At 62.4% G+C, this 20,171-nt stretch carries 22 protein-coding genes; 21 read left to right on the top strand and 1 reads right to left on the bottom strand.

Features of this window, described 5'->3' with window-relative positions; translation table 11 throughout:
* Positions 1 to 4: 4 nt before the first annotated feature.
* The 13 genes from IWY39_RS02910 to IWY39_RS02970 all read left to right on the top strand — a co-directional run bounded on the left by IWY39_RS02910 (position 5) and on the right by IWY39_RS02970 (position 8,897).
* Positions 5 to 211: a hypothetical protein gene (locus IWY39_RS02910; RefSeq protein WP_196871361.1), complete on the top strand. Its 207-nt coding sequence runs from the start codon at positions 5 to 7 to the stop codon at positions 209 to 211.
* A gap of 14 nt (positions 212 to 225) precedes the next feature.
* Positions 226 to 1,983: a terminase large subunit gene (locus IWY39_RS02915; RefSeq protein ID WP_196871362.1), complete on the top strand. Its 1,758-nt coding sequence runs from the start codon at positions 226 to 228 to the stop codon at positions 1,981 to 1,983.
* Between the two features lie 9 nt (positions 1,984 to 1,992).
* Positions 1,993 to 3,312, top strand: coding sequence for a phage portal protein (locus IWY39_RS02920; protein ID WP_196871363.1), 1,320 nt, complete (start codon positions 1,993 to 1,995; stop codon positions 3,310 to 3,312).
* Complete coding sequence (locus tag IWY39_RS02925; RefSeq protein WP_196871364.1) at positions 3,296 to 4,186, top strand: head maturation protease, ClpP-related; 891 nt, start codon at positions 3,296 to 3,298, stop codon at positions 4,184 to 4,186. The genes IWY39_RS02920 and IWY39_RS02925 overlap by 17 nt, the downstream gene beginning before the upstream one ends.
* Before the next feature lie 11 nt (positions 4,187 to 4,197).
* Positions 4,198 to 5,481, top strand: coding sequence for a phage major capsid protein (locus tag IWY39_RS02930; protein ID WP_196871365.1), 1,284 nt, complete (start codon positions 4,198 to 4,200; stop codon positions 5,479 to 5,481).
* A 72-nt stretch (positions 5,482 to 5,553) separates the two neighbouring features.
* Positions 5,554 to 5,991 carry a hypothetical protein gene (locus IWY39_RS02935; protein WP_196871366.1) on the top strand — a complete coding sequence of 146 codons (438 nt, stop codon included), beginning with the start codon at positions 5,554 to 5,556 and terminating at the stop codon, positions 5,989 to 5,991.
* A gap of 5 nt (positions 5,992 to 5,996) precedes the next feature.
* Positions 5,997 to 6,545 carry a head-tail connector protein gene (locus tag IWY39_RS02940; RefSeq protein ID WP_196871367.1) on the top strand — a complete coding sequence of 183 codons (549 nt, stop codon included), beginning with the start codon at positions 5,997 to 5,999 and terminating at the stop codon, positions 6,543 to 6,545.
* Complete coding sequence (locus IWY39_RS02945) at positions 6,545 to 6,916, top strand: phage head completion protein (RefSeq protein WP_196871368.1); 372 nt, start codon at positions 6,545 to 6,547, stop codon at positions 6,914 to 6,916. The genes IWY39_RS02940 and IWY39_RS02945 overlap by 1 nt, the downstream gene beginning before the upstream one ends.
* Positions 6,913 to 7,395, top strand: a complete 483-nt coding sequence (locus IWY39_RS02950) for an HK97 gp10 family phage protein (RefSeq protein WP_196871369.1) — start codon at positions 6,913 to 6,915, stop codon at positions 7,393 to 7,395. Before IWY39_RS02945 ends, IWY39_RS02950 begins: the two co-directional genes overlap by 4 nt.
* Complete coding sequence (locus IWY39_RS02955) at positions 7,392 to 7,802, top strand: hypothetical protein (RefSeq protein WP_196871370.1); 411 nt, start codon at positions 7,392 to 7,394, stop codon at positions 7,800 to 7,802. Before IWY39_RS02950 ends, IWY39_RS02955 begins: the two co-directional genes overlap by 4 nt.
* A 5-nt stretch (positions 7,803 to 7,807) precedes the next feature.
* Positions 7,808 to 8,233 (top strand): phage tail tube protein, encoded by a 426-nt coding sequence (locus IWY39_RS02960; RefSeq protein ID WP_196871371.1) that lies wholly within the window; start codon positions 7,808 to 7,810, stop codon positions 8,231 to 8,233.
* Positions 8,233 to 8,604 (top strand): hypothetical protein, encoded by a 372-nt coding sequence (locus IWY39_RS02965; RefSeq protein ID WP_196871372.1) that lies wholly within the window; start codon positions 8,233 to 8,235, stop codon positions 8,602 to 8,604. Before IWY39_RS02960 ends, IWY39_RS02965 begins: the two co-directional genes overlap by 1 nt.
* A 68-nt stretch (positions 8,605 to 8,672) precedes the next feature.
* Complete coding sequence (locus IWY39_RS02970; RefSeq protein ID WP_196871373.1) at positions 8,673 to 8,897, top strand: hypothetical protein; 225 nt, start codon at positions 8,673 to 8,675, stop codon at positions 8,895 to 8,897.
* Here IWY39_RS02970 and IWY39_RS02975 read toward each other — a convergent pair.
* Complete coding sequence (locus tag IWY39_RS02975) at positions 8,894 to 9,160, bottom strand: hypothetical protein (protein WP_196871374.1); 267 nt, start codon at positions 9,158 to 9,160, stop codon at positions 8,894 to 8,896. The two genes, IWY39_RS02970 and IWY39_RS02975, sit on opposite strands and share 4 nt — an antisense overlap.
* Before the next feature lie 112 nt (positions 9,161 to 9,272).
* Here IWY39_RS02975 and IWY39_RS02980 point away from each other — a divergent pair, with 112 nt between their 5' ends.
* The 8 genes from IWY39_RS02980 to IWY39_RS03015 all read left to right on the top strand — a co-directional run bounded on the left by IWY39_RS02980 (position 9,273) and on the right by IWY39_RS03015 (position 20,167).
* Positions 9,273 to 11,672: a phage tail tape measure protein gene (locus tag IWY39_RS02980; protein ID WP_196871375.1), complete on the top strand. Its 2,400-nt coding sequence runs from the start codon at positions 9,273 to 9,275 to the stop codon at positions 11,670 to 11,672.
* Entirely contained in the window at positions 11,669 to 12,265 is a 597-nt protein-coding gene (locus IWY39_RS02985; RefSeq protein WP_196871376.1) for a hypothetical protein, read from the top strand. The genes IWY39_RS02980 and IWY39_RS02985 overlap by 4 nt, the downstream gene beginning before the upstream one ends.
* A gap of 13 nt (positions 12,266 to 12,278) precedes the next feature.
* Complete coding sequence (locus tag IWY39_RS02990) at positions 12,279 to 12,830, top strand: hypothetical protein (RefSeq protein ID WP_196871377.1); 552 nt, start codon at positions 12,279 to 12,281, stop codon at positions 12,828 to 12,830.
* Positions 12,827 to 13,228, top strand: a complete 402-nt coding sequence (locus IWY39_RS02995) for a DUF6950 family protein (RefSeq protein WP_196871378.1) — start codon at positions 12,827 to 12,829, stop codon at positions 13,226 to 13,228. Before IWY39_RS02990 ends, IWY39_RS02995 begins: the two co-directional genes overlap by 4 nt.
* Before the next feature lies 1 nt (position 13,229).
* Positions 13,230 to 14,915, top strand: coding sequence for a hypothetical protein (locus tag IWY39_RS03000; protein WP_196871379.1), 1,686 nt, complete (start codon positions 13,230 to 13,232; stop codon positions 14,913 to 14,915).
* A 3-nt stretch (positions 14,916 to 14,918) separates the two neighbouring features.
* Positions 14,919 to 15,485 carry a hypothetical protein gene (locus tag IWY39_RS03005; RefSeq protein ID WP_196871380.1) on the top strand — a complete coding sequence of 189 codons (567 nt, stop codon included), beginning with the start codon at positions 14,919 to 14,921 and terminating at the stop codon, positions 15,483 to 15,485.
* Positions 15,486 to 15,624: 139 nt separating this feature from the next.
* Positions 15,625 to 19,830 (top strand): hypothetical protein, encoded by a 4,206-nt coding sequence (locus IWY39_RS03010; RefSeq protein WP_196871381.1) that lies wholly within the window; start codon positions 15,625 to 15,627, stop codon positions 19,828 to 19,830.
* Positions 19,831 to 19,987: 157 nt separating this feature from the next.
* Positions 19,988 to 20,167: a hypothetical protein gene (locus IWY39_RS03015; protein WP_196871659.1), complete on the top strand. Its 180-nt coding sequence runs from the start codon at positions 19,988 to 19,990 to the stop codon at positions 20,165 to 20,167.
* The last annotated feature ends 4 nt before the right edge of the window (positions 20,168 to 20,171 follow it).

Genomic DNA, 20,171 nt, shown 5'->3' on the forward strand with positions numbered 1-20,171 from the left:
CACCATGACCACGACCATCACGCTCGAAACACATAGCTGGCCCACGCGTATTGTCAGTCGGGACAATTTCGAAAGCGAATGTGGTACGCATAAGCATCACGGCGTGACCGAAGAGATTGTGCCACCCAATAGCAAGCGCACGGTGCATATCAGCCAGAGCCGCTCGATCGAGTTTATCGAACTGCCGTTGCCTTCGTCCGACGCCGGTTAACGGCATAGATTGATGTGGATGGCCGGGGTTATGCAGCTATCGCGCGCAAATATGCGAGCGACGTCTGCAGCGGCAAGATCCCGGCCGGGCTGCAGATCCGGCTTCAGTGCCGGCGGTTCCTAGATGAGCTGAAACTCAGCCGCTCACGGGCGGCGAGGTTTCCGTATGTTTTCGACGAGGACGCCGCGGCCAGGCCGTGCCGCTTCATCGAGAAGCTGCCCCATTCCAAGGGCAAATGGGCGCGATCGAAAGAGCGGCTGGTCCTGCAGCCGTGGCAGATCTGGATCATTTGCGTCACTTTCGGGTGGCTGCACAAGGCCGGGCCGCGCAAAGGCCTACGCCGGTTTCGCCGGCTGTTTCTGGTCGTGCCGCGCAAAAACGGCAAGTCGGCGATTGCCGCAGGCATCGGGCTGTACATGTTGTGCGCCGACAATGAGTTCGGCGCCGAGGTCTATTCGGGCGCGACCAACGAAAAGCAGGCATGGGAGGTTTTCAAGCCCGCCCGACTGATGGTCGACCGGACGCCGGCGCTGAAGCGCCGCTTCGGTATCGAGATCACGGCGAAGGCAATCAGCCGGATCCAGGACGGATCGAAGTTCGAAACGATCATCGGAGATCCGGGCGACGGCCAGTCGCCCAGCTGCTCGATCCACGATGAATATCATGAGCATGCGGATGACGGCCAGGTCGATACCATGGTCACCGGCATGGGCGCCCGCGACCAGCCGCTGCAGCTGCTCATCACCACTGCCGGCGATAATCTTGCTGGCCCCTGCTATGCGCTGATCCAAGAGGAGAGGAAGAAGCTCGCCGGCATCGGCCATAACGGCGGGCCGCCGCTCGATGACGAAACGCTGTTCGTCGAATATTCGATCGACGAAGGCGACGACTGGAAGTCGGAGGTTGCGCTCCGGAAGGCCAATCCGAATGCCGATGTGTCGGTGTCGATGGACTTCCTGCGCGCCCGGCAACGCGACGCGATCGCGACGCCGCGCAAGGCCGGCGTCTTCAAAACGAAGCACCTAAACCTTTGGGTCTCGGCAAAGGCCGCCTATTTCGATGTCGAAGCCTGGCGCAAATGCAAAGACCCGGAGATCCCGGCTAAACCGCGCGAAGCGCTGGCGCTGGAATGGCTGCGCGGCCGGCGCGTCATTCTTGGTCTCGACCTGGCGTCGAAGGTCGATATCGCAGCCTTGGAATATTTGTTCCTGCCGATCGGCGAAGTGGCGACGAAGGATGACCCTTATATCCGGATCGGTCGGTACTTCCTGCCCAGCGACACGGTTGCGGAGGTTCCTGCCTACCAAGGATGGGACGCGCTGGATCTGCTGGATGTCACCACCGGCAACATTGTCGACTATGACGAGATCGAGGCCGCCATCGAGGAGGCTGTCGAGCTCTTTCAGGTCGAGTTCGTGCCCTACGACCCGTTTCAGGCGACACAGCTATCAACGCGCCTAGCCAAGAAGGGTGTGCCGGTCATCGAATATCGGCCGACAGTGCTCAATTTCAGTGAACCGATGAAACAGCTGGATGCCGCGATGCGCGCCCGGCTGATCATCCATGGCGGCGACCCCGTGATGGAGTGGGAAATCTCCAACGTCGTCGGCACCCCCGACAAGAAAGACAACGTCTACCCCAACAAACCTGAGGGCCAGGCGCATCTAAAGATCGATAATCCGGTCGCGCTGATGAGCACGATCGGTGTCCATATGGGCGAAGAGGCCGAGGGGCCGTCCGTCTATGAGCAGCGCGGCGTGCGGGTGCTCTGAGGAGATTGCATGAGCCTGTTCGATCGCATTTTCGGCCGCGCGGCCGGGGATGTTCCTGCGCGGATCGATGGCGGCGGCGCGCCGCTGTCCTTCGGTGCGAGCGGGCGACCGCTGGCGCAATCGGTCTCGCCGGATGGCGGGTTTGTGATTTCGACTTCGCAGGAGCTGGAGGCAGCTCTGCGGGGCGAGGCCGGGCTGTCCGGAGAGGTGGTGACGCCGGAAACGGCGATGCGTGTGGGCGCGGTGTTCGGCTGTGTCCGCCTGATCGCGGGCAAGGTCGCAACGCTGCCGATCGATGTGAAGCGGCGTGTGGACGATCGGACGCGCATCGATGCGTCGGACCATGCCGTCGCCCAGCTGCTGCGGCGCAAGCCCAATGGCTGGCAAAGACCTGCGCAGTTCAAGCGGATGATGCAGGCACATGTGCTGCTGCGCGGCAATGCGTTTGCCCTGAAAGTTATCTCGCGCGGTGAAGTTCGTGCCCTGATCCCGATCCATCCGGAGCGGGTGACGGTGCGCCAGCGGGACGATCTGACGTTGGAATATGATGTGGTGCGCAAAAATGGCTCGCCCATCACTGTCAGCCAGGACGAGATGTTTCACCTTTATGGCCTGACGCTCAACGGCTATTCGGGCGTGACGCCGCTCACTTACGCCCGCGAGACGATAGGACAAGCGCGGGCGCGTGACCGTCAGGTGGCAGCGACCTTCCGCCATGGCGCGCGGCCTTCGGGCGCAGTGTCCATGCCTGACGACAAGAAACTGAGCGATCCGGCCTATGACCGGCTGCAGCGTTCGCTCGATGATTTTCGGGCGGGCGGCGAGAAAGATGGCGGCGTTCTGCTGCTGGAGGAGGGGCTGAAATGGGAAACCATTTCAATGAGCCCGACCGACATGCAGTGGATTGAGGGGCAGAAGCTTTCACGATCCGAAATCTGCATGTTCTTCGGAGTGCCGCCCAGCATGATCGGCGACAATAGCGGGTCGGATAGCAATTGGGGGACTGGGTTGGAGCAGAAGTCGAATGGCTTTTCTGCTTACACGATGGATGATCACCTGGTCATGTGGGAAGAAGAGATCGGCGCGATGATCGCCGATCCGAAGATTTACGCGCGGTTCAATCGGGCGGCTATGGTCAGGACCGACATCAAAACCCGCTACGCCGCCCATGCGGTTGCACTGCAATGGGGCTGGGCATCGCCCAATGAAGTCCGCGCGCTGGAGGATCAGAACCCGCGTGAAGACGGCGACATTTATTATCCGCCGCCGAACACGGCCGGCGACGCCAGTGGCAAATCCGAAAAGGACGACAATGATCCAGTTGCGTAACATGCCTCGCGTGTTTGCGGGCGCTCGCCCTGGCGCGCTGCCGTTGCCCGCCGACAAGAAGTTGCAAGCGTTTACGCCAGCGTCTGTGCTGGATCGCTATGGTGACATGGCGGCTGGCGTGCGGGCGGTTTCCACCGGCGACAACGTCATCACCATGTTCGACAGCATCGGGGAAGATTACTGGTCGGGCGGGGGCATCACCGCCAAGAAGGTTTCTGCCCAGCTGCGTGCAATCGGCGATCGCGACGTTGAGGTCCATATCAACAGCTATGGCGGCGATATGTTCGAGGGGATCGCCATTTACAATGTGCTGCGCGAGCATCCGCAGAACATCACGGTCAAGATCATGGGAATGGCGGCTTCGGCTGCGTCGGTCATCGCCATGGCGGGCGATCGACTGGAGATCGGCGCGGCCAGCTTCCTGATGATCCACAATTGCTGGGTCGTCGCGGTCGGCAATCGCCATGACATGGCCGAAACCGCCGCCTGGCTTGCACCATTCGACCAGGCAATGGTCGATGTATATGCCGCACGTAGCGGTCAGGACGCGGCGGCGATCGCCAATTGGATGGATGCCGAGACGTTCATGTCCGGCAGCATCGCAGTCGAGCGTGGCTTTGCCGAGGCGCTGTTGCCCGCCGATCAACTCGCCGTCGATGAAGATGCCAAGGCGCAAGACAAGAGCGTCAATGATTTGCGCGCGATGGAACTGGCGCTGGTCGCATCTGGCCAGACGCGCAGTCAGGCGCGCGCGCGCATCAAGAATCTGAAGGGCACGCCAGGCGCTGCCACCGAGGAGCCCACCACGCCAGGCGCTGGTGACCCGAAACTTGCCGAGGCGCTCACCGGGCTCCTCGCGACCGTCACCCGATAGGAGCAATCCCCATGAAGAATTTGAAGCGCACCGCCCTCCTGGCGGCAGGCGCGACCATCGTCGCGTCCACTCCCCGTGCCGTTTTCGCCTCCCCGCGCGCGGAGGCGGACAATCCCGTCGCCATGATCGCGCAGATCAATGCCGCCGTCGAGGCAATGCGCGCCAAGCACGAAGAGGCGATCGCCGGTCGCCTGACGCAGGCCGAGGCCGATGCGCTGATCGCGCCGATCAATGCGGAGATCGATCGTCTGTCGGCCGCGCTCACTGCGGCCCAGCTGGGCGGCGGTGCGGGCGATGGCCTGACGCCGGCGGCGCGCCAGCATTCGCAGACGTTCAACACCTGGTTCCGTCGCGGCGATCGCGCCATCGATGCCGATATGCGCGCACTGGAGGTGCAGGCCGGCCTTACCACCCAGTCCGACCCGGATGGTGGCTATCTGGTCCCGGTCGAAATGGAACAGGGGATCGATCGCGTCATGGGCGCTGTTTCCGTGTTTCGCCAGCTGGCGCGTGTCGTTCAGATTTCGGGCGACACCTATAAGAAGCTGGTGAGCATGGGCGGCGCCGGCGCTGGCTGGGTTGGCGAAGAGGATAGCCGGGGCGAGACCGGCACGCCGACTCTGCGCGAGATCGCCATCAACACCGGCGAGCTTTATGCCAATCCCGCCACCACGCAGACGCTGCTTGACGATGCCCGTGTCGATATCGCCGCCTGGCTGGCTGACGAGGTGTCGATCGAGTTTGCCGAGCAGGAAAGCGAGGCCTTCATTACTGGCTCCGGGATCAAGAAGCCGCGTGGCTTGCTCAACTACGACACGGTCGCGAATGCGAGCTATGCCTGGGGCAAGATCGGTTTCATCAAGACCGGAGCGGCTGCGGCCTTCGCCACCAGCAACCCCGCCGATGCACTGATCGACCTCTATTATGCGCTCAAGCAGGGCTATCGTAACGGCGCGGCCTTCCTGACGTCGGACCCCGTCATGGGCGAAATGCGCAAATGGAAGGACGGGGAGGGCAATTATCTGTGGATGCCGCCGTCGGCCACTGCGGAAGTTGCCACTATCCTGGGTAAGCCTGTTTACACCGACGATTTCATGGATGCGCTGGGCGCCAACAAGTTCCCGGTTGCGTTTGGTGACTTCAAGCGCGGCTATACCATCGCCGATCGCATGGGCGTGCGCATCCTGCGCGACCCGTTCACCAACAAGCCGTTCGTGCATTTCTACACCACGAAGCGCGTGGGCGGCGGGATCACCAATTTCGAGGCGATCAAGCTGTTGAAGTGCGCGGCCTGACGGCTGGCATCTGACTCGGTGACCGGCGGCGACGCCGGTTTTCCAATCCCCTTTATATTCTGGAGACAATCCATGAAGGACATTCATTCGGACATGTCGGTCGCGGTCGCGATCGGCAATTCCACGCTTGCGGCTGACAATACGCCTGCGGCGATCGACCTGCTCGGCTATGACGCAGCGGAGATCGTGCTGGCGATCGGCGCGGGCGGCATCTCGTTCAGTGGCTCGAACAAAATCGAGTTCGTGCTCACCCATTCGGACGACGATGTGACCTATAGCGCGGTCGAAACCAAGCATATGCTGGGCGTCGCGGTGGCGACGGGTGGCATCATCAAATCGCTGATCGCCCCGCACGCCGCTGCCGCCGGATATCGGTTCGGCTATAAGGGTGGCAAACGCTATCTGAAGCTGCTTGCCGATTTCTCCGGCACGCACGGCACCGGCACGCCGATCGCCGCGCTGGTGATCAAGGGCTGCGGCCACGACAACCCGCAGGCCAACCAGGCCTAAGCGCGATGGCCGGCATGGATGGTCCGATCACGGTCGCTGATGCGAAGCTCCACCTTCGCGTCGAGACGGCTGACGACGATGTGGCGATTGCGGATCTGATCCGCATCGCCGCGCGTCAGATCGAGACCATTTATGGCGTGGTGGCGGTGCGGCGGGAGGTGGCGTTCAACCTGGACTGCTTTCCCCGCGATTTGCGCATCCCGCTGGTACCGGTGATCGCCGACAGCATCACGATCAGCTATCTGGACGCGGCAGGCGAATTTCAGGCGTTCGAGAATTTCCGATCCTTCGTGCGGCAGGACTGGACGTTTGTGACACCCGCCATTGGCGCGCGCTGGCCCACTGCCGCTGCCGTCCCAGGGGCGATCACGGTGACTGCTACGGTCGGCCATATCGACCGCGATGCATCGATCCAGGCGCAGCAGGAAGCAGTGCCGCATGATGTGCGGCAGGCCACCCGCTATCTGGTCGAGCATCTTTACACGCGCGCTGGCGGTCCCATTCCACGGTCGGTCGATGATCTGATCGACCATTATCGATACAGGCGGCTGTGATGGGCGATCCCCGTCTGCTACCGGCCCGACGCAACAAGCGCATCCTGTTCGAGGAGCGGCTGGGCGGGACCGACGGCTATGGCCACCGCACCGTCGACGCCGAGTGGCGAGAGACCGCCGCGCGCTCAGCCAATGTCCTGTTTGGCGCAGGCAGTGAGCAGCGTGAGGCGGCACAGCAGGGCGGATCGCAGACGGCTACCTTCCTAGTCTTGGCCGACAGCGATACGCGCGCGGTGAGCGTGCGCGATCGCATCCGCTATCCGCTCAGTGATCCCGATCCGGCGAAATCGCCCGCCTGGGAGATCAGCGCGATCGAGGAAATCGGCTTTAACGAGGGCTTTGCCTTCACGGCGACGCGGGTGGCGGCGTGAGCGGTGGCGAGTATGACATGCAGGGCCTTGATGCCCTGCTCGCTACGCTTAATGCATTGCCCGAACAGATGGGAAAAAATGCGCTGGAGCGGGCAGGGAAGCGAGCGCTTCAGCCGTTTCTAGTGGCGGTCAAGGATATCGCGCCGACGGACGCTCCTTCGGAAACACCCGATCGACCGGCCTTTGCTTACCGTGACAGCTTCATCATCAGCACGAAACTGAACGAGCGCCAATCGAAGCTGATACGCCGGGCCGGGAAGAATTACGCAGAGGTCTATGCCGGCACAAACGACCCGGTCGGCACATGGCTGGAATTCGGCTTTATCCATCGGCGCGGCGAAAGCCTATCCTGGGTACCGCCGCAACCGCATGTTTCGGTCGCCTGGAATGTCACGGCTGGCGACGTGCTTGGTGAATGCGCAATCGCGCTGGCCGATGAACTGGACGGCGCGCTGACGCGATCGGTGCGGCGGTCATGACTTTCGAAGAAGCGTTGCGCCAGCGTGTCGTCGCCGCGCCGATCGGCGGGATGCTCGGCCGTTGGCAAAACACGCGGGCGGCACATTGGGGCGATAGGCCGGATGGCGCACCATTGCCTGCGATCGTGTTCACGATGATCGATCCGGGCATCAATTATAGCCATGGCGGCCGCGACGATTTGCGCATCGTGCAGGTGCAGGCCGACAGCCTGGCGCCGGATTACGGGACAGCACGAGCGATAGCCTATGACCTCGGGCAGCTGCTCGAGGGCGCGGCCGTCGTCGCCGGTATCACCTTCACACACGGTTTCATCAATCTGGAGCGAGACATTCCGGTCGTCGGCGTGCGTGGCGCTTCATCCGTCTATGGGCGCACGCTGCGCCTTTCCATTTACTGCAAGGAGTAAGGCCCATGTCGAACGGCAATTTCGGCGCGGAATTCTATTTTACTGACATCGCGGATGCGGAATTCGAAATTCCCGAAGTGCTTTCCGTAACGCCCAGCAATCCGACGCGTCCGACCTACCAGAATTCGCACCATAAAACGGTGGGTGCCCATACTTATGAGGGCGAGAAGCTGCTGGAGCCCGGCACCCTCACCGTGCAGATCAACTATCTGTCTGGATCCGCGAGCGATCTGCAACTGTTGGCGATGCTTAATCACCCCTCTCCCAAGCCATATCGCTCCGCTCACGTGGCCGGATCAGGCAAACGTCAGATTAGCGGCAATGCGATCCTGACCGGCTATGCACCAGGCGCCATGCCGATTACCGGAAAGCAGGAAGCGACTTTGACATTCCAGGCGAGCGGTGTCGCCACCCACGCGGCGGTTAGCTGATGAATCCCCTGCGCGGTGAAGTGCCGCTTGTCCTGGGCGACGTGACGCTGACGTTGAAGCTCGGCATTAACGCCTTGTGTGTCGCCGAACCCATGCTGGGCAGGAAGGCAAGAGCCATCCTAGACGATATGGAAGATGATCGGGATGGCCCAGCGCTGGACACTATCCGTGTTCTGACTTGGGCTGGTCTCCGGAAACATCATGCCGATTATCATCTTATCCAGATCGGCGAGTTGATGGAGGAATTCGGTCCCGCCGTTTTCAGCAACGCGATTCTTGCCAGCCTCGAAAGCGCGTTCGGCTCCGGGGAGGGTAAGAAGGGCGAAAACCCTCCCAAGCCGACGCGCCGGAAGAGGACTGGGACTGGCTGAAGCTCCACCAGCGCTGGTGCGAGGCCGGCTTTGATCCGGATGAATATTGGGAACAGACGCCGCGCCTCGTGCGATCGGCCCTGGTCGGGTATCAGGAACGCATCAAGCGTGAGCAGCTGACGCGGCTTGAAATCGCCTGGCACAATGCGCGCTGGTCTGCCTTCAGCCCAAAACTCGACTCCCTGGCTGACGTGTTGCGGCAGGCCGAAGGCAAGGAAGAGGATCCCGACGTCATCTGGCACAAGATGAAGGTGTGGGCCACCGCCTATGGGCAGGTGATCGAAGAAGCCTAATCGCGACCGAACAGAAAGTCCTTTGCTCGATCAACGATCGTCTCTTCCTTTTCCCCTGAGGGCGAGAGGTTCGTGAGCCGCTTCATGATTTCGGCCCGCTGTGCCATTGATGCGATGAAATAGGGTATAGCCGCAATCCCGATGCCGACCGCCGCCTGCGCTGCGGTCTGTGGGGCACTATAATCAGGGCCAAGGCTGGTGAGGATCAGCCAGCCGCCAAATAGTGCGGCCAAAAACGCAATGACTTCCCAAACAACAGTCATGATGCACCCCACATACTGAATCGTCCGTGCCGAGTCATTATCGGTTGGCTGAGCTTTTGTAACTGTTATTGATTTTTAGCCTGGTGCCGTTGGCATCGGGATGGAGGTGCGTATGTCAAAAGACATTATCGGCGCTCTCCGCGTGACGTTGGGCTTCGATACGTCACAGTTTGAGCATGGCTCCGAGCGCGCCAAGCAGAAAATCAAGACGGATGCCACCGCTATCAAGGCCGAAGTTTCCGGGCTTCGCCGTGCGATCGGCGACCTGACGACCGCCTTCATCGGTGTTGAGGCGGTGCAGGCTGCCAAACGTGCGCTGGATTATGCTGGCTCTCTTAAGGCTGCCGCAAATGAGGCGGGCGTTACGAGAAAGGAACTTCAGGAATATCGCTATGTCGCCACTCAGGCGGACCTTACGCAGAAGGAAATGGATGGCTCGCTCAAGAAGCTGACCAAGACGATCGGCGAGGCAAAGGCAGGGACGAAGGAACAGGCAACCCTCTTCCGCGATCTTGGCGTATCCGTGCAGGATGCAAATGGCCGGATCTACTCGGCCGGCGAAGTGCTACCCAGGCTGGCGGACGCGCTCAGCAAGATCAAGGATCCAGCGACCAGGGCGCGCCTTGAGGTCAAGCTGTTTGGCGAAGCCGGACAGAAGCTCGACGGACTGCTCACGCAGGGCAGCAAGGGGATGGAGGCGCTGCGCGCGCGCGCGCGCGAACTGGGACTGGTGCTTTCCGACGACCTAGCCGACGGCGCATCGGAGGCAAATGATCGGCTCGCCGAAATCAAGATGACGCTTGATACGCGGTTCGCGGCAGCTGTCTCCCAGAATGCGTCCTCGATTCTGGGACTCGCCAATGCATTGGCGACGCTAACCAGCAAAGCCCTTGAGCTTGTGGGCGAATATCCACGCATTTCTACCGCGTTGGCGGGGATTGCCGTGGGTTCGCGCTTTGGAGCGCCCGGCGCCATTCTGGGAGGGATAGGCGGCGCGGTAGGCGGCGACTCGCTCGCCCGTGGCAATGCCGACGCCAACATGAACCTTCAGTTCCGGATGCAGGCTTTGCGCGATGCGCGGGACGAAATGCAGGCCCGCCTCAGGTCAACCAAAGGCGAGGGCAGTTTGATCCAGTTCCGCCGCGTGGGAAGCAATGTTCAGGGCGGGACGCTGGAGACCGCAACAGCAGAAGTTCGTCGACAAACCCTGTTGTTGCAGCAGGCGACGGCACAGGCAAATGTTCCGAAGCCACAAAATTCCATCGTCCCCGACGGCGCATTGCCCGTTCCCAATCCCGGCCGCGCTAAAAAAGGACCAAAGGACCGCACCGAGGAACTGGCGGCGCGGTACCAGGATGAGCTGGCTGGTCTCTATGATGACCATCTGGGTATGGAACGGGATCTTACGTCGGACCTGCGGGAAAGAGCTTCGATCGAGCATGCGCGGATATTGGCGGCTAAGGAAGCCTATGGCGCCGACGTCGACAGCCGGGTCAGGCAGGGCGATTTGACCGCCGCTCAGGCCGAGCAGCTGAAACTGCAGCGTGTGCGCAATTATGATCTGGAAAAGCAGCAGATCAATTGGGGGCTGGATGACGCCCTGATCGAGGAGGAGACCCGCACCGCACAGGAGGGACTCGATCGCGAAAGGGACATGCTGCAGATCCGCGCGGCGACGGCAACCACCGCAAAGGAGCGGCGGACAGTCCAGCTCTCGATGCTCGAAAACGAGCTGAAATCCATGCGCCTGTCGGCCGAGGAGGTGCTGGCGCGACACGACAGCACGGAAGCCGGGAAGAAGCTCGCCCAGGCGAAGCTCGACCAGCTTGGCCAGATCCGCACCGGCGAGACGCTGCGCATCAACCGCGACACGCTGGGGCCGATCGCGTCCTACATGGACAGCATTCCCAAGACGGCGGCCGAGATCAACGAGGCTTATGAGAATATCGCGGTCAACGGCATCCGCAATATGAACGATGGCCTCGCCGAATCCGCTTCGCGCATGCTCAAGCTCAAAGGCTTTGCCGGCCAACTGTTCAACCAGTTGATCGCCGACCTTATCCGATTTCAGCTGCAGCAGGCTGTCGGCGGCAGCGGTGGAATATTGGGCAGTCTGTTCAAACTCGGCGGCGGTCTACTCGGGCTCGGCGGTGCCACCGGCAGCGTCGATCTGTCCGCGAAAGCAGCGACGGGTAACTTTGTCGGCCCGCGCTTTGCCAATGGCGGCGAGATGACGATCGGTGGCTTGCGAGGTATTGACCGCAATGTGCTGTCGCTGAATGGCCAGCCCATTGCCAATGTCAGCTATGGCGAGAAGTTATCGATCGCCAACGACAATCCATCCGGCAGAATGGCGGCGACCGTTGTGGTTGAACCATCCCCTTACTTCAATGCTGTTGTTGATCGACGGGCCTATGGGGTCGCCGCGCCGATCGGCGCGCAGGCCGCGTCGGCCGGGTCGAACGGCGCGCAGATCGCGCTCAGCCGGGCGGGGGCCAAGCGGTTCCCATGATCATCCTGCCCACCTGGCCCGGCGCGCGCAAAGCGATGCCGCGCGTTCTCGACTTCGGCGGGATTCTGCAGCCCGATAGTGGTGCGGAGACGCAGCGGTTGAACAAGCTTGGCAACCGCTATGGCGTGGCCTTTGAAATGCCACCGCTCAAAAGCAATGCCGACGAAGGCATGAAATGGGTCAACCGGCTGGTGCGCGGCCAGCGTGAAGGTGCGCGGATGGAATATCCGTTGCTGGACTTCGATCCCGGCACGCCGGGCAGCTTCGTGGTGAATGGCAGCGGCCAGGCCGGCACGGTGCTCAACATCGATGGCGGTGCGCCTTTCTACCAATTCAAGGAAGGCCAGCCCTTCCACCTGTCGATTGGTGGTCATCTCTATTTCGATTTCATCGCCTCGGACGTGACCGCTAATGGCAGCGGGGCCGCGACGATCACGCTGACGCAGATGTTGCGCAAGCCGCCGATCGACGGCGACGCACTGGAATTTGTGCAGCCCTGCATCGAGGGCTGGGTCGTCGGCGATCAGCTGGGCTGGGAACTGGCGCTGGAGCGCAACATCGGTCTGTCCTTCGAGATTCATGAAGCACGGTAGCCGGGCCCGATAGATGGCATTCACAGGACGGGTGATCCACCCGGTAGCGTTGATGGAGATCACGCTGCCGGCACGAACAGTGCGTCTGTGCGACGGCGGCTTTCTGTATTGGGGCGGCAATCTGTTCGACTGCGTCGATGAAGATTTCGGCACGGTGAAATCAGCCGAGAGTTTCGAGGAAAAGACCGGCGACGAAGCACCCGGCGGCAAAGTCACCTTTCTGCCGCGCAATACGGCCGACGCGGCTGCCCTGTCCGATCCTGCATTTCAGAATAGCCGGATGAAGTTCTGGCTGGGCGAATATGACCCGGTGACGGGCCATGTCGTCGGCACGCCGGAGCTGAGCGCCGACCTGTCGATCGACACGGTCACGCTGAAGCGATCCCGCGGGCAGCGCGAGGTCGATATCGAATTTGAGAGCGCGGCGAAGCGGCTGTTCATGGTGATGCGCGGGAACGCTCTGAACAATCGATTTCACCAGCAATGCTATCCGGGAGAGCTGGGAATGGTGAACGCCACCGGAATGCCCAGGTCGAGCGCCTGGGGCGCGGATAATCCGGGATGACCGACCTTGAGCGGCGGCAGGCCGCACTGGAAAAGACCATCGCGAAATATCGCGGCCGGGTGCTGGATTTCAAATCGGCCGACTGTGTGCGGATGATCCGCTTCCATCTGCTGCAGATGGGCCACAGGCCACCGCCATTGCCTCGCTATTCGTCGATGATCGGTGCCCGTCGTGCGCTGAGGGACAAGGGCGGCCTAGTGGCGATACTTGACGGGTTGCTGCCACGCATCGCCCCGGCAAGAATGCTGGAGGGGGATATTGCGGTCGTCGGAGGCGAGGGGGGTGAGGCTGGCCTGATCTGCGTCGGCTACAAATATATGGGCTGGCATCAGGATGCTGCTGAATCGGTCAACCTGATCATAGGCCTTGGCGACGTGACGGCGGCCTGGCGGGCCTGATATGAAGGCGCTGCGGACGGTCGCTGTCATCGCAGGTGTCGTGGCGCTGGTCGCGACCGGCGTGGGTGCGGCCGCGGGAGCGGGATTGTTTGGCGCAACGGCTGGCTCCGCTGCAGCTGCGGCGGGGGCATCCACGGCTCTGTCATCCGCCATCATCGCCACCGCCACGACAGTCGCGCAGGTTGCCACCGTCGTCGCCGCCGCTTCGTCGATCGGTGCGCAGTTGATGCAGAAGAAGCCCGGCATGATCGGGTCGGTCAATACGGTGACCATCGGCGGCAACCAGCCCATTCCCTATGGCATGGGGCGGTGCTTCACCGCAGGGAGCCAAGTGCATGACGTCGGCTATGGGGGGAAGGTTGGCAAGACGCATAATCCCTATCTGTCTAAGGTCTTCATCTGGTCGGCCAGCACGGCCCTGTCGATCGATGCGGTACTGGTCGACTGGAACGTCATCCCCTTCTTCGGCAACTCCGCGTCGGGCTATTACAACAGCTGGCTGTACCTAGACCGGCAGGTAGGATTGCGTCCGGAGCCGGATGCGCTGGCCGGACCGTGGGGCGCGATGCCCGACTGGTCTGCGGCGCACAAGCTGTCTAACTATGCGGCAGGCTTGTTCAGTTACCGGTTCGACCGAGACAACAAGCGTTGGGCCAATGGCATACCTGTCCATGGCGTCGTCGGTCGCTGGTCAAAAGTATATGACTGGCGCGAGGACGACACTTTTCCAGGCGGCGTGGGCAGCCATCGGTGGGATGATGAGGAGACATTTGCCTACGACACCAATGTCGCGTTGAACGCCATCACCTATGCGCGCGGGCGCTTTGCCATAAATCCGGCGACGGGCGAACAGACAGTGCGCCTGGTCGGCTGCGGCTATAGCCAGGACGAGATTGACTGGCCTGCCTGGACCGCCTTCGCGAATGTCTGCGATGCCAATGGCTGGGCGGTCAACGGCTTCGTGTATGATGGGCCTGGGATAAGCCAATGGGATAATCTGAAGCGCATCTGTGCGGCGGGTGCAGCCAGTCCGGTGTGGAGCGGCGGGCTGCTGTCCGTACGCTTCCAGAGTCCCAAGGTCGCGCTCGACACGATCACAATCGAGGATTTTGGCGAGGGCGAATATGTGACCCCCGGTATGCGGACGTGGAAGGACCGCATCAACACGATGGTGCCCAAATATCGGTCTGAAGCCAATAAATGGGAATATGTCCAGTCCGCCGCGATCTCGTTCGAGAGCTATATCGCGCTGGATGATGGCGATCCAAAGGAAGAAGAATATCTTTGCGAGCTGGTGACCGACAAGGATCAGGCCGCCAAGCTCACCGCCTATGAACTGTTCAACCGGCGTGAGCTGACCGGTATAACTCGCCCGTGCAAACCGCGACTGTGGCATGTGCGGCTGGGGGAGGCCTATCAGCTGGTCGATCCGGACGACGGATTGGATCACCTGGTCGTCGTTGCGGCGATTTCCAAGGATATCGCAACCGCCACCGTCACCATCACATTTGAAACCGAGACGACCGGGAAGCATGCACTGGCGCTGTCCATGAGCGGCTCCGCGCCTCCGCCGCCCACGCTGATCGCACCTGGCGCTGGCGACGACACGGTCTGGGATGGCGCAACCTTCGATTCTACCGGCGCTTTCACTTTCGACAGCACCGTCGGCACATTCGACGAGACCTGATCCATGACATTGCAAGACATCAACGTTGGTACCATTGCCAATGATGGGACCGGCGATAATCCGCGCGCCGGTGCGCTGAAGATCAACAGCAATAATGCGCTGATAGAGGCTGCCCTGTCCGGCGCCGTCGCCGGCAGCACATTAGCCGGCACCGAAAAGCTGCTCGGCCTTGATGGCAGCACGAACAAGGCCTGGCTGGTGAGCCAGCTGGCTACGTTTATCGCCGCCCAAATTATCGACAGCGCGCCGGGAACGCTCGATACGCTCAACGAACTCGCCGCGGCACTGGGCGATGACGCTAATTTCGCGACGACGATGACGACGGCTCTGGCAGGAAAACAACCGCTCGACGCCGACCTGACCGCGATCGCAGCGTTGGTGACGACATCGTTTGGAAGGGCGCTGTTGACGATGGCAGATGCCGCCGCAACCCGTCTCGCCATCGGCGCGCAGCCAAGCAATGGCAATCTGAACGCTATCGCGGCGGCAACACCCATTGCGGATGGCGCTCATGCAATCGGCGGCGTGACGATCGAGACCGTGGGCGGGATCATCACCGCCATCTACTGACCGGGGGCGCAGCCCTCTCCTTGTCCCGGCGGCTGACGCCGACCCCCTGAAGCAGGATTGATCTTATGAAATCTGCGGGCTTTCACCCGCCGACGCATCATTGTGTCGGCGATCGGATCGCTGTGCCGGGTCACAGGGCATGAGCATGTTCCGCGCGCTCGCGCCCGTTCTGACGATCTGGGCGGCCAACCCCCGTGCATTGCGCATTGTTCTGCTGGACAAGGATCGGCAGCCGCAGGATCTGACGGGGCGGACGGCGACGATGGCGATCCGCCGGTCGTCTATGCTGGAGCCGCGCGTCACGGTCGAGGCTGTCCTGTCCAGCGACGGCTATGCCTGGCTGTTCCTGCTGGCCGCGCAGCAGTGCGACCTTATCTATGCCGATGGGCAGGCCTATGGTCTCTCCTATGACGTGATAGAGACCTATGCAGGCGGATCTCTGCGCTGGACGGGTCGCATCGATCCGCAGCCCGCATCCGATTTGCCGGGCGACGGTGCCGCGCCGGCGCTGGTCGATCTGCCTGTCGCTGAGCTGGTTTCCGAAACCGATACCATCCTGATCACAGAACGCGGGGCGGCAGGCTTTGGCGTCGAAAAGCGGCTGAAGGATCTGGGTCGGATCGATGAGGCGACTCCGGCGGCGATGGATGCCTATATCCGCGGTCTCGGCATTGCCGGCGCGCAGCCCTTTGCCGAGGTGGCGGAAGCGGCGCGCGACACGGCGATTTTGCAGGCCGACCGATCCGAGCAGGAGGCCGATCGATCGCAGACGCAGGCGACGCTGGCTCAGGGACAGGCAGACAGTGCGCTGGCCCAGGCGGATCGCGCACAGACGCAGGCCGACCGATCGCAAACGGAGGCGGATCGATCCGAACTGGCGGCCAGCGCGTCGGCCAGCGCCGGACGGCTCTATACAACGAAGGAAGAGGGTGAGGCTGTCACGCTGGAAGGCGACATATTCTATACCCAGTCACCCAGCAACAATGAGGTCGCGATCGTCTGGCGCATGACGGGCGGCGTCGCTGTTGATACTGGCAAGCGTACGCCATCGGCCACCTTCATCGATGCCGCTGTGGCGCAGGTGAGCGCTGACGCCGCCTCGGCGGCCGGCGCGGCGGCTACGGCTGTAACCGCACAGTCGGAGGCTGAAGATGGCGCTGCGGAAAGCGGCGCGGCGCGGGATGCATCGATAATTGCGCAGGGCATTGCGGAAGCCGCCGCGCAGACAGCGCTTCTGGGCGCCAACGTCTTTGCGAACAAGGCGGCAGGCGAAGCTGTCACGGCAAACGGCCAGCAGTTCGTGGCTTACGGGCCGGCCGGGGCCTACGCCACCCGTTACCTCATGGTGGCAGGCGCGGGCGTCGTTCAGGACAGCTATCCCAACCGTACGGCGCTGGACACGGAGACGTCTGCGCGGCAGGCCGCCGATCAAGCATCGGGCGCCATTGCCCTCATCAACGTCGGCGGCACTGGTGACGCCGCGACCGCCGCCATACCGGCGGCGCTGAATATGCTGGCGATCGGGAACGACACGCTGTTCGCCATCCGCTGGCCAGCCACCAACACGGTGGCCGATCCCACGCTCCAGATCGGCTCAACTACCTACACGGTGAAAGGTCAGCGCGGGCAGGTCATTCAGCCTGGACGGCTGGCGGCGGACTCCCCTTATCTCCTGCGTCGTCACAGCGCCGGCGTCCTGAAGGTGGTGAGCGCCCTGGGGCGGGAGGATGTAGGCCTCTTCAACGTCGACAATACGTCGGACGTGTCAAAGCCCGTCTCGACCGCGCAGCGCAGTGCGCTCAACCAGAGCAGTGTGATCCATTTGGGCAATGTGGGCGGCACTGGAAACGCGGCGACCGCCGAGTTCCCCGGCGCATTTGCCGATCATAATCTGGCGATCGGCGAAATGGTGTCGCTGACCTGGCCTGCCTTGCTCACGGCGGCAGGCCCGACGCTGACCCTGGGCGGCGTGACCTATACCCTCATCACCTCACGCGGCAGCGCGATAGTCAGCGGCCGGCTGGAGGCCGGTCAATCCCTGACCCTGCGCAAGACAGGCGCAACGCAGCTTCGCGCGGTAAACACGCTAAGCGCGAACGAAATAGGCCTCTTCAACGTCGACAATACGTCAGACGAAGCAAAGCCCCTGAGTTCGGCGGCGCGCGCGGCGAACACCGCGCAAGGCCAGAGAACAAGGGCCGCGACACGCGGCTATGGGGAAGCCTCCGCCGCCTCTTCCAACTTCTATTCGATGCAGAATGGCGCCGTTGCCATTTCGCCCGGGGGCGGCCGCGTGACGGGCTTTTCCATCCCGGCGGGGCAAACTGGCGGCGGAACCTTCATCACGCCGCGCATTGCGCTGTCGAAGGAGCGCGCAGCCGATCTGGCAGGCTACACTGTGCGGATCGTGGTCAAGGCCAGCGTGACGTCCGGGTTTCTGGCCGCGCACCCGCTTCAGGGCCTTGTCCGCGTGGATCGCCAGAATGGTGATGTCGTGCTGTCGACCGGCGTCCTGGAGGAAGAGGTGGTCGAAGCGGGCTACCTGCGCCGCACGGTTCTTTATGTGATGGAGGGCGATGAAGCCCGCATCGGCCAGACGATCCAGCGCGTCGCCAGTGGCTCCGGCGCAGGCGTCGACCACAGCCTCGATATCGTCTCGATCACGATCCAGCCTGCGCTGGACGCGGTTGGCTCTACCGTGTCGGCCGCCGACATGGTGGCGCGCCATGCAGCGGAAGAACAGGCGGCGCAGGTCGTCGGCGTCTCGACCCTTGGCGCGCCGGGCATGTCTGAACCCAAACAAGTCACGACCACGGTGCAGGACGCCGTCGATGGCGCTGGCGGCCGGACGAATGCGCTGGCCTACGTCCAGCTGCCGCATGGAGTGGTGCAGGAGCGGTCGATCGACAGTGACGGCCAGATCGTGCTGGCGGGACGTGGCCGCCACCGCACGACACTGGACGGCAGCCTGCCTGACAATGCCGCCTCCGCCGATGTAGCCGCCACCAGCGCTATCGACGCGCATCGGGGCACCGTCGTCATCCGTGACCAGACCATCGTCATGAAGAACGGGCGCTATGCCTATCACGCGGACGATCATGTAGCGAACGCGCGCATCCATCTCGCCAACTGCGACTTCGTACATATGGGCAACGTAGCGGCCGGATGGACAAGCCAGCATGGCGTTGGCCATGGCGCATGGTCCGGCACGGAAATGGAGATCGAGGACTGTCTCCTGTCCGGTCCCCGCGCAGGCCTGCAATATCACAACAATGTCGATTTTGCGCATCCATCGAAGGTGACGGCGCGGCGCTCGCGGCTGGTAGCGCGGAACATCAATGCATTCGGCGTGATCGTTGAGCCGCTGGGATCTGGCGTCCAGGACCATCTGACGCTCGAAGACTGCCAGATCGTGGGCAACCTGTTCATCAACTGTAACCAGTGGTTCGGCACGACCTACCAGCCCGCGAACCACGCGGCAGAAATCATGGTGACCGGCAAGGGCAACACGCCAGCGGCGGCACAGGTCGCTGACTTCGGGCGTGCCTTGCGCGTCACCTCCGCCACCACCGGCGCCTTATCCACTGTCGAAATAGGCGGTGCGGCCGCCGCGCTGCTGTTTGGCGCACGCACATATGGCCGCGCCGGCGCAGCGGGCGTGTCGGGCAAGTGCTGGGGCGACGTCGACATCAACGGATCTGTGCTGACCGGACCGTCGGCCAACATCAATGTGTCGATGGGCGCGCGCCTTGGCAATCGCGCTTCGCTGGGCCCTATGGATTTGAGCATCACGATTGACGGAACGCTTCGGACCGTCACCTTCAGCGGCGATTACTCGGCCTCCACGAACGCCACCATCCTGGGCATAATCAACACCGCGATATCGGGCCTTGGCGTCGCGGACGAATATGCGCCCGGCAATCGTGTTCGCCCCCTGATGATCGACGAGGAAGAGACCCTGCTCAATGAGAGCGGGACCTATATCCACTGGATGGCTCCGCTGGCCTTCGACGGATCACGGCGGAATGTCCGGATCATGACCGATGCCGATCCGTTCACCGCGTTTGCCGGAATGTGCTGGGAGCCGGACGGCATTTATCCCGGCGAGTTCGGGCGGGTCAAGCGGCGCGGCTGGATCAGCCGTGATGACCTTGCCCAGGCCGGCGTCGAGAATGGCGCTCCGGCCATAGCCTATGGCCATTGGTATGTGCCCTTCGGCACGACGGGCAAGGTCGATGCCGATGCGAACATCGCCACCTACCCCGATGGCGTCCTTCAGGTGGTGCGCTTCGATGCTGGTCAGCCAGCCACCTGGACCGCGCTCAGACTGCGCGTGACAACCTGATCGCGGAACATAGCAACCGCGGCCTCATCCTGCCGATGGTGGCGCTGATAGCCTATTGGCTGGTCAGCCAGGCGGGCGGAACACCGCTGCTGCCGACGATCAACATCTTCGACCGCGAGATTGCGGCGATGCGCGCCTATTATGGGATCTGATCCAGATGAACCTTATGGAGCATAGCGGCGTCAAGCTGGCCGCAGACGGCCTGTCGATAGGCGTCCTCGCAGGAACGCTCTCCAATGCGCTGCCGTCGATCGCGGCGCTGATGACGATCGTGTGGACGACCATCCGTATCTGGGAAACGGCGACGGTACAGCGCTGGTTCGGCCGAAAGGACTGATAAC

Source organism: Sphingobium sp. JAI105 (genome assembly GCF_015752145.1).
GTDB lineage: Bacteria > Pseudomonadota > Alphaproteobacteria > Sphingomonadales > Sphingomonadaceae > Sphingobium > Sphingobium xenophagum.